Origin of the sequence: Bradyrhizobium sp. SZCCHNR2028 (assembly GCF_032380995.1) — a bacterium.
GTDB lineage: Bacteria > Pseudomonadota > Alphaproteobacteria > Rhizobiales > Xanthobacteraceae > Bradyrhizobium.
In genome coordinates this window covers 45,472-58,675 of the sequence record NZ_JAUHJF010000032.1, presented here as the reverse complement: position 1 = coordinate 58,675, position 13,204 = coordinate 45,472, and the positions used below count along the sequence as shown (strand labels likewise).

15 protein-coding genes are annotated in these 13,204 nt (G+C 66.7%); 8 read left to right on the top strand and 7 right to left on the bottom strand.

Features of this window, described 5'->3' with window-relative positions; genetic code table 11:
• Window positions 1–320 precede the first annotated feature (320 nt).
• Entirely contained in the window at window positions 321–710 is a 390-nt protein-coding gene (locus QX121_RS30145) for a DUF1236 domain-containing protein (RefSeq protein WP_315718467.1), read from the top strand.
• Window positions 711–762: 52 nt separating this feature from the next.
• Here the strand turns inward: QX121_RS30145 and QX121_RS30140 are convergent, their stop codons facing one another.
• The 3 genes from QX121_RS30140 to QX121_RS30130 form a co-directional block, all read right to left on the bottom strand.
• The gene (locus QX121_RS30140; RefSeq protein ID WP_315739787.1) at window positions 763–1,116 is read right to left on the bottom strand and encodes a VanZ family protein; all 354 of its coding nucleotides are present in this window, start codon (window positions 1,114–1,116) and stop codon (window positions 763–765) included.
• 130 nt (window positions 1,117–1,246) lie between these two features.
• The gene (locus tag QX121_RS30135) at window positions 1,247–1,846 is read right to left on the bottom strand and encodes a thiamine pyrophosphate-dependent enzyme (protein WP_315813754.1); all 600 of its coding nucleotides are present in this window, start codon (window positions 1,844–1,846) and stop codon (window positions 1,247–1,249) included.
• Window positions 1,843–2,394 (bottom strand): thiamine pyrophosphate-binding protein, encoded by a 552-nt coding sequence (locus QX121_RS30130; RefSeq protein WP_315786175.1) that lies wholly within the window; start codon window positions 2,392–2,394, stop codon window positions 1,843–1,845. The genes QX121_RS30135 and QX121_RS30130 overlap by 4 nt, the downstream gene beginning before the upstream one ends.
• A gap of 160 nt (window positions 2,395–2,554) precedes the next feature.
• On the opposite strand from QX121_RS30130, the gene QX121_RS30125 reads away from it, so the two are divergent.
• The 3 genes from QX121_RS30125 (at window position 2,555) to QX121_RS30115 (ending at window position 4,248) form a co-directional block, all read left to right on the top strand.
• Entirely contained in the window at window positions 2,555–3,604 is a 1,050-nt protein-coding gene (locus tag QX121_RS30125) for a hydroxyacid dehydrogenase (protein WP_315813753.1), read from the top strand.
• Between the two features lie 33 nt (window positions 3,605–3,637).
• The gene (locus tag QX121_RS30120) at window positions 3,638–3,766 is read left to right on the top strand and encodes a hypothetical protein (RefSeq protein ID WP_315739783.1); all 129 of its coding nucleotides are present in this window, start codon (window positions 3,638–3,640) and stop codon (window positions 3,764–3,766) included.
• A gap of 269 nt (window positions 3,767–4,035) precedes the next feature.
• Window positions 4,036–4,248: a hypothetical protein gene (locus QX121_RS30115; RefSeq protein WP_315739782.1), complete on the top strand. Its 213-nt coding sequence runs from the start codon at window positions 4,036–4,038 to the stop codon at window positions 4,246–4,248.
• Between the two features lie 8 nt (window positions 4,249–4,256).
• Here the strand turns inward: QX121_RS30115 and QX121_RS30110 are convergent, their stop codons facing one another.
• Together QX121_RS30110 and QX121_RS30105 are read right to left on the bottom strand one after the other, a co-directional pair.
• On the bottom strand, window positions 4,257–4,829 hold the full coding sequence (locus tag QX121_RS30110) for a GNAT family N-acetyltransferase (protein WP_315813752.1): 573 nt from the start codon (window positions 4,827–4,829) through the stop codon (window positions 4,257–4,259).
• Between the two features lie 8 nt (window positions 4,830–4,837).
• Window positions 4,838–7,195, bottom strand: coding sequence for an Orn/Lys/Arg decarboxylase N-terminal domain-containing protein (locus tag QX121_RS30105; protein WP_315813751.1), 2,358 nt, complete (start codon window positions 7,193–7,195; stop codon window positions 4,838–4,840).
• Between the two features lie 143 nt (window positions 7,196–7,338).
• On the opposite strand from QX121_RS30105, the gene cobT reads away from it, so the two are divergent.
• From cobT to cobS, 3 genes are read left to right on the top strand one after another with little or no spacing between them, the layout of a single operon-like run.
• On the top strand, window positions 7,339–8,394 hold the full coding sequence (cobT, locus tag QX121_RS30100) for a nicotinate-nucleotide--dimethylbenzimidazole phosphoribosyltransferase (RefSeq protein WP_315786280.1): 1,056 nt from the start codon (window positions 7,339–7,341) through the stop codon (window positions 8,392–8,394).
• Entirely contained in the window at window positions 8,394–8,987 is a 594-nt protein-coding gene (locus QX121_RS30095; protein ID WP_315786185.1) for a histidine phosphatase family protein, read from the top strand. The genes cobT and QX121_RS30095 overlap by 1 nt, the downstream gene beginning before the upstream one ends.
• The gene (cobS, locus tag QX121_RS30090; RefSeq protein ID WP_315739776.1) at window positions 8,984–9,703 is read left to right on the top strand and encodes an adenosylcobinamide-GDP ribazoletransferase; all 720 of its coding nucleotides are present in this window, start codon (window positions 8,984–8,986) and stop codon (window positions 9,701–9,703) included. Before QX121_RS30095 ends, cobS begins: the two co-directional genes overlap by 4 nt.
• On the opposite strand, the gene cobD is transcribed toward cobS, so the two are convergent.
• On the bottom strand, window positions 9,700–10,731 hold the full coding sequence (gene cobD, locus QX121_RS30085) for a threonine-phosphate decarboxylase CobD (protein WP_315813750.1): 1,032 nt from the start codon (window positions 10,729–10,731) through the stop codon (window positions 9,700–9,702). The two genes, cobS and cobD, sit on opposite strands and share 4 nt — an antisense overlap.
• A 22-nt stretch (window positions 10,732–10,753) precedes the next feature.
• On the opposite strand from cobD, the gene cbiB reads away from it, so the two are divergent.
• Window positions 10,754–11,722: an adenosylcobinamide-phosphate synthase CbiB gene (cbiB, locus tag QX121_RS30080; RefSeq protein ID WP_315786188.1), complete on the top strand. Its 969-nt coding sequence runs from the start codon at window positions 10,754–10,756 to the stop codon at window positions 11,720–11,722.
• On the opposite strand, the gene QX121_RS30075 is transcribed toward cbiB, so the two are convergent.
• On the bottom strand, window positions 11,709–13,202 hold the full coding sequence (locus QX121_RS30075) for a cobyric acid synthase (protein ID WP_315813749.1): 1,494 nt from the start codon (window positions 13,200–13,202) through the stop codon (window positions 11,709–11,711). The genes cbiB and QX121_RS30075 overlap by 14 nt on opposite strands.
• Window positions 13,203–13,204: the final 2 nt, after the last annotated feature.

Sequence of the window (13,204 nt, the reverse complement as noted above, 5' to 3'; positions counted from 1 at the left end):
GGTGGTGTGGGAGGGGTGGAGTCGCGAGACTCCCCCCTATCCCGATAGGCCTTCACCCGGCATTCCCTGCGCCCTCTCGATTCATCGAAGGGCCGTCGATCGCGGGACTCGGGCGTGATCCGCCGCGAGAGTGCGAACCTGCGCGCAGTTGTTTGAAACGTGGATAGCGACTGAGCAATCTCTCCATCATCTCCGACGATGGTGAAGGGTTCGAGGTTTGGTTCCGGTGGCATGATGAAGTTTCGGCCATTTGGAACCGGAACTGCAGGCGATCCCTTGGTGTTGATCGGCATCTCGAAAGCACTGGAGGAGAGACAATGATGAGAACCCGTCTTGCCGTTTCGCTGATCGCCACCTCGCTGCTGGCGTCGACCGCTGCGTTCGCGCAGTCCACGACCGTCGAAGGTGCTGCCAATGGCGCTGCGGCCGGCGGCGCCGTTGCCGGTCCGGTCGGCGCCATGGTGGGTGGAACGGTCGGCGCCGCCGTCGGTGCGGGCCTGGAAATTCCGAACGCGGTGATCAACTCGATCGAGGCCGAGCGCGCGCCGTCGGTGGTCGTCCATGAGCGCGTCGTGGTCGGCGAGCCGCTGCCCGCCACCGTCGAGCTGCGCCCGGTGCCGCGCTACACCGAGTATCGCTACGCCGTCGTGAACGATCGCCGCGTGATCGTCGATCCGCGCACGCGCCGCGTCATCAAGATCATCGAGTGATCTGACGTTCTGACGGACAGGGGCCTCGTCGCATCAGCGGCGGGGCCTCTCGTCATGCGGTCTGCGTGCGGATCTGTCGGATGAGCCAGTCGATGGCCGCGGACAGGCCGAATCCGAGGCAGGCGGCCGCGGCGTCGACGATGAAGTCTTCCAGCCGCGCGTGGCGTCCCGGCGCCAGGAACTGCGAGAGTTCGAGTGCACCGATCAGGATCACCGCAATCCCGGTGGTCAGCAGCCGATGACTGCGATAGGCGAGGCCGAAGGCAAGGCCGATCAGGATGAAGGCGAGGGCGTGTTCGCCGTCCTGTCCCAGGTGCGAATGTGGCCTATAGTTGGGCGGGCCCAGCGTTGCGAAGGCAACGGCTGCGGCGAGCAGCCAGGCCGAGAGGCGAATGACGATCATCATGGACGCTGCTTAGCACGTTCCGGGCCACGAACCGGGGTCACGGTCGCTTGAGGCACCGGTTTAGTTAACGTGGCTCGGAAGCCGGAACATGGCCTTCTCATCGTACCGCGAACAGCTTTCGTCCGGCGCCTCAGATCGGCTGCCGGACTCCCAAACCCTGCATGAAGCGCTCGCGGATCTGTGCCGGATCGCGCCTCGTGGCGCCCACACCGGGCCTATCGTCGATCTTCGCCGCGATCAGCACCGGGCCGGGCGCCTCGAGCGCAAGCTCGATCAAGCGTTCGAAATCTTCCTCGTCTGCGGCCCAATGGCTGGCGCCAATGCCGCAGCCGGCGGCAATGGCGACGATGTCGGCGTTCCGGGCCGGCGTCGCCTGGTTTCCGGTGATCTGGTAGACGCCATTGTCCATGACGATGATGGCCAAATTCTTCGGCGCCAGCGTGGCAATCGTGGTCAGGCAACCCAGTTGCATCAGCAGCGAGCCGTCGCCTTCGAGCGCGAACACAGGGCGTTGCGGCTGCGCCAGCGCGACGCCGAGCGCGATCGGGCAGGCCAGCCCCATGCTGCCGAGCATGTAGAAATTCTGCGGCCGCTGGCCGGCGGCCCACAGGTCGAAATTGGTGTTGCCGATGCCGCCGATGACGGCTTCCTCGTGCTTGAGCTTCGCGACCAGACGGCAGGTGAGGTCGTAGCGGTTCATGATCTTGGTGTTGCTGTGAGGGGCGCTCATGCGAACACCTTTCCGCCGGTGAGCAAAGGCGAGAGGATGAGCGCCACCGGCGCCTGGGTCGCCACCGCCTGCTTGATCGAGCGGTCGACGACGAATTCGAGCTCGTCGAGCCGCGTCATGGTGTGGTGCTCCATGGCCAGCGCATCGAGCACCGGCCGCATGGTTCGGCACACCAGCGACTGGCCGACATTGAACTCGCCCAGCGTGCCGCGCTCGGACACGATCATGATCAGCGGGATCTGGCAGGGCACGATCAGCGAGGCCAGCACGTTGGCGAGCGTGGCGAAGCCCGAGGTCTGCATCAACAGCGCGCCGCGCCGGCCGCCCATCCAGGCGCCTGCGAGAATGCCGACCGCTTCCTCCTCGCGCGCCGTCGCAAAGGTCGTGAAGAACGGATCGTCGTGCAGGGTGTGGATCAGCGGCGTCAGGACGCGGTCGGGAACGTAGGGGATGAGGTCGACGGCGTTGCGCTTGAACGTCTGCAGCACGATCTCGTGCCAATTCGGCACAGCGGTTGCTGATCGCGCCGCATCGGCATCGGCGGCCATTGCTGTTCCTCCGGTCGTTCCTGATAGGGGGCCCGGCGCACGGGGCTTGGCGCTGAGCTTGACGGCACCGGAACGATTGTCAACATGCCGGCCCGGCCGGTCAGGCATCCGCCTTTCAAGTCCGAAATCAAGAACCAAGAAACCAGGAGGTCGGCTGTTCATGGTCACGAATTCCAAGCGCGTCTTCTACGTCAAATACCTGGCCCACCCGATCTTCAGCGAGCTGCTCGCCGCGCGTCCCGACGTCCGGCTCGACCGGCTGGAGAACGAGAGCTCCGAGGCCGAGACGGCGCTGATCCTCGCGGCGGCTCACGCCTACCAGATCGGGGCGGCCCGCGACGAGCTCGCGCCGCGCTTCCATGTCGATGCAGACCTGCTGCGCCGCGCCCCAAACCTCCTCGTCGTGTCCAGCAACGGGGCCGGATACGACCCGGTCGACGTCGACGCCTGCACCGAGGCCGGCGTCCTCGTCGTGAACCAGTCCGGCGGCAACGCCCATTCGGTGGCGGAGCACACACTCGGCATGATGCTGACCCTGTCGAAGCGCATCATCCAGTCCGACCGCCGGCTGCGCCGGGAGCGCGACGTCAACCGCAACGATTTGATCGGCAACGAGGTGCAGGGACGGACGATCGGCATCGTCGGGCTTGGCAATGTCGGCCGCCGGGTTGCCGAGCTGTGCCGCGGCATCCTCGGCATGACGGTGCTGGCCTATGACCCATATCTGTCGTCCGATGAGATCGCCGCACGCGGCGCGGAGAAGGTGGAACTCGAGGACCTGATGCGGCGCTCGGATTTCGTCTCGATCAACTGCCCGCTGACGAAGGAAAGCCGCGGCATGATCGGTGCCCGCGAGTTCGCGCTGATGCAGCCTAGCGCCTATTTCGTCACCACCGCCCGCGGCTTCATCCATGACGAGGAGGCGCTGTTCGCCGCGCTCAGCGAAAAGCGCATCGCCGGCGCCGGGCTCGACGTCTGGGCCAAGGAGCCGCCGCCGCCGGACCATCCGCTGCTGCAGCTCGACAACGTGCTTGCGAGTCCCCATACGGCCGGCGTGACTCGGGAGGCGCGGCAGAACATGGGTCGCATCGCAGCCGAGCAGCTGCTCGACGCGCTTGACGGCGGGCGTCCGCCGCGCCTGATCAACCCCGAGGCCTGGCCGCGCTACAGCGCTCGTTTCCGCGAGGCGTTCGGAGTGACGCCCTCGTAGCCAGAAGAGAAGAGATTGCGGGGAGAAGATTTCATGCGTCGCAAGCTGCGACGCAGCAATAAATCTTCTCTCCAGGGCGGCTTCGGCGAAGCGGACATTGCTATTTTCGGAGCCGTCTCGACAGCCCAGTGGTGGCTGATCATTTTTCCAGGGGCGCCATGAGCTTAGGCCACGTTTTTCGCTCGGCGCGAAAGGGAAATTGGTCCGATGCGCCGGTTGAACGCCATCCTGAAGTCGACCCACGGCCGCGTCCGTCGCGCCGTCTCGGAGTTCGTCGCGATCGCCGCCGCGAGCCTGCCTTCGGTGGGCGCCTGAGCGCCGGTTCCACCGCTGCGTCAAATATTTGCATCGGCCGCTTGATATCGGTGAACAGCGGGAGGAGAAGCGCGGTAACATCACCTTCGAGCACTGCGTGAGAGGCAGGAGGTTGCATGTCGCGCTATGTCATCCATTTCATGAAGGACGTGCTGGGCGAGAATGGCCGCCAGTGCGAGATATGCCAGAGCACGTTGGAGGTTGAGGCCGACAGCGAAGGCGAAGCCGCAGAAATCGCAAAGTCCAGGTTCTGTAAACAGCAGGAGGTGCGCGACTGGTCGCTGCATGCCGACCGCATTGAGGTGAAGGCGGCCGACTTTCCGTCCTGACCTGCGGCTCAGCGGCCCAGCCCAGCCGGTGCGTCGCTGGCCCCGGGGCCAAGCGAGCGCTGCACCATCACGGTGTCGCACCAGCGGCCGAAACGGTAGGCTATTCTCGGCAGCAGCCCCACCCTGACGAACCCGAAGCGCTCATGAATGCCGAGCGAGGCGACGTTGTCGGCGTCGATATAGCCGATCATCTGGCGATATCCGGCCGCGGCGGAAGCATCGATCAGCGCCTGCATCAGCAGCCCGCCGACACCACGGCCGAGATGCTCATGGTGGACATAGATCGAATGCTTGACCGCGAACCGGTAGGCCGGCCGCTTCCTGAACAAGACGACATAGGCATAGCCCACGACTTCGCCGCGGAATGTCGCGACCAGATGTGGCAGCCGATGATTTCGCAGATTCTTGCGCCGTTGCTTGAGGTCGTCCGGCTCGGGCGCCCCGGAACCGGCGGCGCTGTCCTCGACCCCGCGGCGGACGTGCCGCCGGTAGATCGAGAGCATGGCCTCGACATCCTCGTCGCGTGACGGCCTGACGAGGACCGGCGGCTCGGTGTCGCGAGCCGTGATCGCGCTGTCCATGGTTCGAATTACTCTGCGCAGACATAGGTATGGAGCCGGATCCGGCCAGCTTCGTCGATCTCCTTGTACAGCCCCTGGATCTCGACGTCGAAGCCGGGATAGGTGTTGAACGCCCGCTCGAACATCTTGAGGTAATCGATCATCGGCTTGGCGCGGTCGGATAGCCGCTCGCCCGGAACGATGGTGGCGATGCCCGGCGGATAGACCACGAAGGGGGTCGTCGCAATGCGGTCGGAGATGCGATCGATCGGCAGGTAGTCGACCTCGTTGCGCATCAGCGCACGCGCCGCCTCGCGTGGCGACATCGCGATCTCCGGCATGTGCTGCGGCTGGAACTGCTTTGCCTGCAGCGCGCTCACCTCGGCGTCGCGATAGAAGCGGTGCATCTCGGCGCAGAGCTCGCGCAGCCGCAGCTTGCCGTAACGCGCAAAGCGCTTCCGGGTGAACTCCGGAATGGCGTCCTCCAGAAGCACGTTGTCATCGTGGAGCCGCTTGAAGGCGACCAGGCCGCTGATCAGGGTTCCCGCCTTGCTCGCCTCGACACCCGGCGTCAGCAGGAACAGCAGCGAGTTGAGATCGTTCTTCTCCGCCACGATGCGGTTCTCGCGCAGATATTGCGCGACGATCGGAGCCGGGATGCCGTGATCGGCATAGCCGCCGGTGGCGCGATCGAAGCCCGGGGTCAGCAGGGTCAGCTTGTTCGGATCGGTCATTGCGAAGCCGGGGGCGAGATCCGGAAAGCCGTGCCATGCCGCGCCCGGCGTGAGCTGCCACAGCGCGGTATCGGTCGCGAGCTGGTCGGTCGAGATCGCCTCCCAGGCCACGTCATGGCTAGCCCCGGGATTGGCCGCATCGGGGATCGACACCCGGTCCGGCACGAACGGCTCGAAGAACCAGCGCCGCGCCGGATCCTTCTCCTTCTCCTCGAATTCCCGGCGCATCGCCCTGATCTTCTTGCGCAATTCGATTCCGAGCCGGATCGTGTCGTCCCACAGCACCTCGCCGGAGCGGCCCTTCATCATCTGCGCGCCGACGTCCAGCGAGGCGAACAGCGGGTAGAACGGCGAGGTCGAGGCGTGCTGCATGAAGCTTTCGTTGAAGCGGCGATGCTCGACCCGCCGCCGCTGGCCCTTGATGTGGCGGTCCTTGACGTGGATCTGCGAGGCTTGGGAGAAGCTCGCGAGCTGCTTGTGGGTCGATTGCGTGGCGATGATGCCGGGGGCGTCGGGTCCGAGATCGCCGAGGCCCATGGCGAAGCGGCCGGCGTAGAGCGGGTGGAATTTCATGAAGCCCGCCCAGGCCTCGTCGAACATGATGTAGTCGCAGAGAGGCCCGATCCGCTTCAGGATCATCTCGGCGCTGTGGATCGTGCCGTCATAGGTGCACTCCTCGACCACCGCGACGCGGAACGGCCGCTCCTTGCGCCAGGCGTCGGGGTCCTTGACTAGCGGGTTGTCGCGGATCTGCTGTCGCAGATGCTCTTCGTCCAGCAGATCCCAGCGCATCGGGCCGATCAGGCCCCAGGGGTTGCGAACCGTTGGGACGTAGATCGGGACGCCGCCCGAAATCAGCAGCGCGCCGTGATGAGCGGCCTTGTGGTTGTTGCGGTCGAACAGCACGAGGTCGCCGTCGGTGACCAGGGCCCCGAGCACGACCTTGTTGGAGGTCGAGGTACCGTTGAGGACGAAATAGGTCTTCTCGGCGCCGAAGATCTGCGCGGCTTCCTTCTGCGCGCGCAGCGCCGGCCCCTCATGGGTCAGGAGATCGCCGAGATCGAGCACGGAATTGTCGAGATCGTCGCGGAACACGGCCTCGCCGAGATGCTCGACGAAGACCCGGCCGATCGGGCTGCGGCTATAGAACACGCCGCCATTGTGCCCGGGGCAGGTCCAGAGCTGGTTGCCTTCCTCGGCATAGTCGACCAGCGCGCCGAAGAATGGCGTCTTCAGTGTCTCGGCATATTGCTTCAGCCGGCTGACCAGGTTCTTGGCGATGAAGGCTGGAGTCTCCTCCGACAGGAAGACGTATCCGTCGATGAAGTCGAGCACCTCGACCGGCAGATCCTCGAACCGCTTGCGGCGGATCAGGAGGATGATCGGGAAGTCCAGTCCGCGACGGCGCATCAGGTTGATCAGCGACGCCGTCTTGCCTTCCAGGCCCTTCTTGCCCCAATCGACGACCATGCAGCCGATCGCGGCATCCGTCTGCACGGCGATCTCGGCGTCCTCCAGCTTGCGGGCGCGCACCACCTCGAAGCCCGAGCGCTGGATCTCCTCGATGATCTGGTTGAAGCGGAGCCCCGCAAGGTCGTCGGTCTCGAACACGGGCGCGGCGAACAGGAAGGTGAAGCGGCGGAAGTATTCCATGAGAGTCTTTCGGGCTGGGTGGGCAGCCACCTGTCGTCACGTTCGATGACGCTTCGATGACAATAGGGCGCCTCACGGAGCTTGTCTCGGTCGCCTCGCAGTGGCAATCGTCCCGAACCCGAGTGATGCTGAAAGGATCCGTGGTGCTTCCCGAATGGATCAGCCTTGATTGTGTGGCGCCGTCCGAGCTCCATCGGCAGGCGGCGCTGGAACGCCAGGCCCAGTTGACCAAGCCGATTGGCGCCCTTGGGCGATTGGAGCAGGTGGCGGTCGAGCTGGCGGCGCTGCAGGCGTTGGAGCGGCCGGGGGCCGATCGGGTCCCGGTGGTGCTGTTCGCGGGGGACCATGGCATCGCGGCGCGGGGCGTGTCGGCGTATCCGCCGGAAGTGACGGTGCAGATGCTGCACAACTTCGCGGCCGGTGGCGCAGCGATCTCGGTGCTGGCGCGCAACCTCGGCTGTCCGCTGGAGGTGGTCGACGTCGGCACGCTGGCGAGCGAGCCGGTGCCCGGCGTGATCGTCGACAAGCCGCGGCGCGGCACGCGCGACTTCAGCACCGAGGCGGCGCTGACGCTGGAGGAGGTCGCGTTTGCGGCCGAAGCCGGACGGCGCGCGGTGGTGCGGCAGGCCGATCACGCGCCGCAACTCGTGATCTTCGGCGAGATGGGGATCGGCAACACGACATCGGCGGCAGCGATTGCCGCCGCGCTGCTGTCATGCGCGCCCGCGGACATCGTCGGCAGCGGCACCGGGCTCGACGCCGACGGACGGGCCAGGAAGGCTGCGGTGATTGCCGATGCGTTGGGGCGACACGGGCTCACGACGGGAGCGGCCGTCGCGGACGTCCTGGCCGCCGTCGGCGGTTTCGAGATCATTGCGATGGCCGGCGCGATCGTCGCCGCCGCGCAGCGGCGCTGGCCGGTGCTGGTCGACGGCTTCATCGTCTCTGTCGCGGCGCTGGCCGCCGTCCGCCTCAATCCCTCCTGCCGTCCGTGGCTGCTGTTCTCGCATCGCTCGGCCGAGCGCGGCCACGCCATCGTGCTCGACGCGCTCGGTGCCCGTCCGCTGATCGACCTCGATCTGCGGCTTGGCGAGGCCTCGGGCGCCGCCACTGCGCTGCCGATCATTCGGTTGGCCTGCGCGCTCCACGGGGGCATGGCCACCTTTGCGGAGGCCGCCGTCTCGGGAGCCAAGTCCTGATGCGGATCGATCTGCTGCGGCACGGGACGACAGGACGGGACGGCTATCTCGACGGCCGTACCGACCCGCCGCTCAGCGACCTCGGCTGGGATCAATTCCGGCGGCAGACGCGGAGCCTGATCTGGCACAGCGTCGTCAGCTCGCCGTTGGCGCGCGCACGTGCGGCAGCGGAGGATTATGCCCGGCAGACCAACTGTGCGCTGGACATCGATGCGGATTGGAGCGAGCTCGATTTCGGACGCTGGGACGGGCGGACGCATCGCGACATCGCCGCGGAGCCCGGAGGCGAAGCCTTGCTCGACACCTTCCATGCCGATGCTGAGGTCCGGGCGCCGGGCGGTGAGAGCTGGTCCGATTTGCAGGCGCGAGTGGCGCGCGCAACACATCATATCCTTGTCCGGCCCGAGCCTGCGCCGGTTCTCGTGGTGACCCATGGCGGCGCCATACGCGCAGCGCTCTCGCATCTGCTCGGCTGGCCGCTGCACCAGCTGTGGAGCTTACGCATTCGCCCTGGTACGCGGATCACGCTCGAAGCCGGGCAGGGCGATGATGGTGTACCTTGGGGCGAAATCGTCGAGATCATCCAGCCATGATGCTTCGTGAATTCTGGATCGCATTGCAATTCCTGACACGGCTGCCGACACCGCGGGTCGCTGAGTTACGACCGGACGATCTGGCGCGGGCGTCGGTCTGGTTTCCGGCAGCCGGACTGGTGATTGGCGCCTGTCTGGCGCTGGTCGCCCGCCTTTTTCATGATGCCGATCCGTGGATCGTCGCGCTGACCGTGCTGGTCGCCTGGATCGGGATCACCGGCGCGCTGCATCTCGATGGGCTCGGCGACGTCGCCGATGCGTTCGGCGCCTCGCATGGCAAGCCGGAGCGCTTCATCGCCGTGCTTGGCGATCCCCACGCCGGCAGCTTCGCTGTCGTCGCGATATCCCTGCAGATCGCCGCGAAGCTGGTGCTGATCGCCGAGCTGGCGACGGGGCCGACGGCCTGGGCGCTCGTGCTGATCCCGGCCTGGGCGCGCTGGGGAACGCTGGTGTGCAACAAGACGCTGCTGTCGCTGAAGCCGGGGCTGGGGGCGAGCATCTCGAACAGCGTCGGCTGGAACGTCATCGTCGCCTGGGGCGGCGGACTCGCGATCGGTGCGCTCGCCGGCGCGGTACCGACGCTGGTTGCGATTGGTCTCGTTCCGGCGGTCGCGTTCTACTGGCAATGGCGGCTCGGCGGCATCACCGGCGATTGCCATGGCGCCAGCATCGAGGTCACGGAAACGCTGCTGCTTGCCGCCTGCGTGCTCGGTTAGAAGGCATCGCCGAGCGCCGGCGCCAGCCGGTGCCACTCGGACGCATTGCCCGGCAGGCCGAAGCGCAGCCAGCTCGGCTGAGCCGGAAAGCGCCGGACGTGGATGCCGTGCCGGGCGAGCCGCTCGGCGATGTCAGGCGCGTTCGGCGATGTGATCAGCCTGAACAGCGGCGTGCCGCCGATGACCGCGCAGCCGGCCTTGCTCAGAAGATCGTCGATGCGCTGACAGTCGTTCGCCAGCCGCGCGCGTGTCTGCTCCAGCCAAGCAGCGTCGGCCAAGGCCGTCGTTCCGATCGCGAGCGCAGGTCCGGATACGGCCCAAGGCCCGAGCTCGTCGCGGAGTCGGCGGACGACGTCAGCGGAGCCGATCGCGAAACCGAGGCGGACGCCGGCAAGGCCGTAGGTCTTGCCGAACGAGCGCAGCACGATCGTCGCCGGCGGCAGGTCGGCTGCGAGGCTGGCGTCGGCGGGACAAAGATCGATGAATGCTTCGTCGACGATCAGCAGGCCGTCGCGCCGGCGCAAGGTCGCGGCCAATCCGACCAGCACATCGCGGGGCAGCAGGCGGCCGGTGGGATTGTTGGGATTCACGACGACGGCAACATCGGCATCGGCGAGCGCATCGACATCATCGACCAGACCGACGCGATGCCCACAGCGGCGCCAGCACAGCGCATGCTCCTCGTAGGTCGGGGCGAGCACGGCAACCCTCGAGCGCGGGCGCAGCCGCGGCAGGATCTGCAACAGCGCCTGCGTGCCGGGCGCGGCAACGATCATTTCGGGCCCCGCCACGCCATAGCGCGCAGCAGCCGCTGCGCACAGCGCGTCGTCTTCGGCTTGGGCCGGCAAGCGCGCCCAACTTGCGGGCGGGATGGTCGGCACCGGGTAGGCTATGGGATTGATGCCGGTCGACAGATCGATCCACGGCCGCGGCGCATCCGGGTAGCGACGGCTGATCGCAGCGAGATCGCCGCCGTGAAGGATCGCTTCCGGCTGGTCCGCGCCCGTGCTAGTCGCTCTGTCGTCCATGTCTGTCCTTCAGCGGAGATCGATGTTCGTCTCTCTCGCGCTCACGGCGCTGCTCGTCGAGGCGGCGGTCGGTTATCCCCAGGTCCTGGTGCGGCGGATCGGCCATCCCGTGATGTGGATGGGTGCGCTGATAGCATGGGCGGACCGCCGCTGGAACGGGGCAGACGGCTTTGCCGCACGACGTGCGCGCGGCATTGCGCTCGTGTGCCTGCTCGTCGCGGGGGGGATGACCATCGGCCTCGCCGCAGCGTGGGTGATGCAGGCGGTCGTGGGCGAGCCGGTCGCAACGATCATCCTTGGTGTGGCGGCAAGCAGCCTGCTGGCCCAGCGCAGTCTCGACACGCATGTCGCCGCGGTTGCAGAGGGACTGGAGCAGGAGGGGCTCGAGGGCGGCCGCCGAGCGGTCTCGATGATCGTCGGCCGCGATCCCGATCGGCTGGATGAAGCAGGCGTTGCGCGGGCCGCGATCGAGAGCCTGGCAGAAAACTTCTCCGATGGCGTCGTCGCACCCGTGTTCTGGCTCGTCGTCGGTGGTCTTCCAGGTATCCTGATCTACAAGGCTCTCAACACCGCGGACAGCATGATCGGTCATCTCTCGGACCGGCACCGCGCGTTCGGCTGGGCGGCGGCGCGGCTCGACGATCTCGTCAACCTGCCGGCCTCGCGCCTGTCCGCGCTGTGGATCGCAGCCGCTGCGGCCTGCATCCCGAGCGCCTCGGCTTCGGCCGCGGTGCGAGCCGTTGCACGTGATGCGTCGAAGCATCGTTCGCCCAATGCCGGCTGGCCGGAGGCGGCGATGGCTGGTGCGCTCGGACTGCGCCTGGCGGGGCCGCGCGTCTATCACGGTCATCTCGTCACCGATGCCTGGATGGGCGACGGGCGCGCCGATCTCAACGCCTCCGACATCCGGCAGGCCTTGCGGCTGTATCGGCTGGCCTGTCTGGTTCAAGCCCTGGCCGTCGCAGGACTCGTCCTGGTCAAGATCCTGTAGCCGCCACGGCCGGCGTGGGCTTGCTCGCCAATGCGAGGATTCGGTTCACGTCAACGTAGCGCTCGAGATGCGCCGCGAGTGCATCCAACGTCGTGTCCACATCGGTCTCATAGGCTAAGCCGCTCGTCGTCGCGCCGAGGCCGCGCAGCCAATGGGCGCGCAGGCCATCATCGGCGAACAGGCCATGCACATAGCAGCCGGTAACCAGGCCATTCGTTGCGATGGCGCCATCGCGACGGCCGTCGGAGAAGGTCAGGAAGGGGCTCTGTGTCGCCGGTCCGTCAGTGTGGCCGATATGCATCTCGTAGCCGTGGAACGACAGCTGGTCGTCCATCAGCGTGCCCTGGACCTCGCGCAAGGCCTTATCATCGGTCAATGTCGTTTCGACGTCGAGCAGGCCAAGTCCAGCGACGGAACCAGGTGCACCCTCGTGCCCGTCGGGGTCGCAGATCACGTGCCCCAGCATCTGATAGCCGCCGCAGATGCCGAGCACGCGGCCGCCGCGGCGCAGATGCGCGGCGAGATCGATGTCCCAGCCGGCGTCGCGCAGCGCGCCGAGATCGGCGATCGTCGCCTTCGAGCCCGGCAGGATCACGATCGATGCGTCGCCGGGAATGGGTTTGCCCGGCCGCAGGAACTGCAGATCGATCCCGTCCTCCAGCCGTAACGGATCGAACTCGTCGAAATTGGATATGCGCGGGTAGGCGAGGATGACGACCTTCGGCCGTTGTCCTCCCGATGTTCCGCGCTCAGCCAGGCCAAGCGCGTCCTCCGCTGGCAGGCGGCGCGCATCCGAAAAATGCGGAATGAGCCCGAGCGATGTCCACCCCGTCCGCTGCGCGATCTCGTTCATGCCCGACGCAAACAAGGCCGGATCGCCGCGAAACTTGTTGACGAGGAAACCTGCCACGCGCGCGGCATCGTCCGGCGGGATCACAGTCCTGGTGCCGACCAGGCTCGCAATCACGCCGCCCCGATCGATATCGCCGATCAGCACCACCGGAATCTGCGTCGCTTGCGCGAAACCCATGTTGGCGATGTCGCCGCCGCGCAGGTTGATCTCGGAGGCGGAGCCTGCGCCTTCGACCAGCACGATGTCGGCATCCGCTGCGAGGTGATGGAAGCTGTCGAGCACCGCCGCCATCAATTGCGGTTTCATCGCCTGATAGGCGGATGCCTTGGCATTGCCGATGACGCGGCCCTGGACCACGACCTGCGACCCGATCTCGCTCTGCGGCTTCAGCAGTACCGGGTTCATGTGCACGGTCGTCGGCCGCCGCGCCGCGCGCGCCTGCAGCGCTTGCGCGCGTCCGATCTCGCCGCCATCAGCGGTGACGGCGGCATTGTTCGACATGTTCTGTGGCTTGAACGGCGCCACCTTGAGGCCGCGCAATGTCAGCGCGCGCGCGAGCCCCGCGACGATCAGCGATTTGCCGACGTCGGAGCCGGTGCCCTGGAACATGATGGCGCGCGCGCTCATGA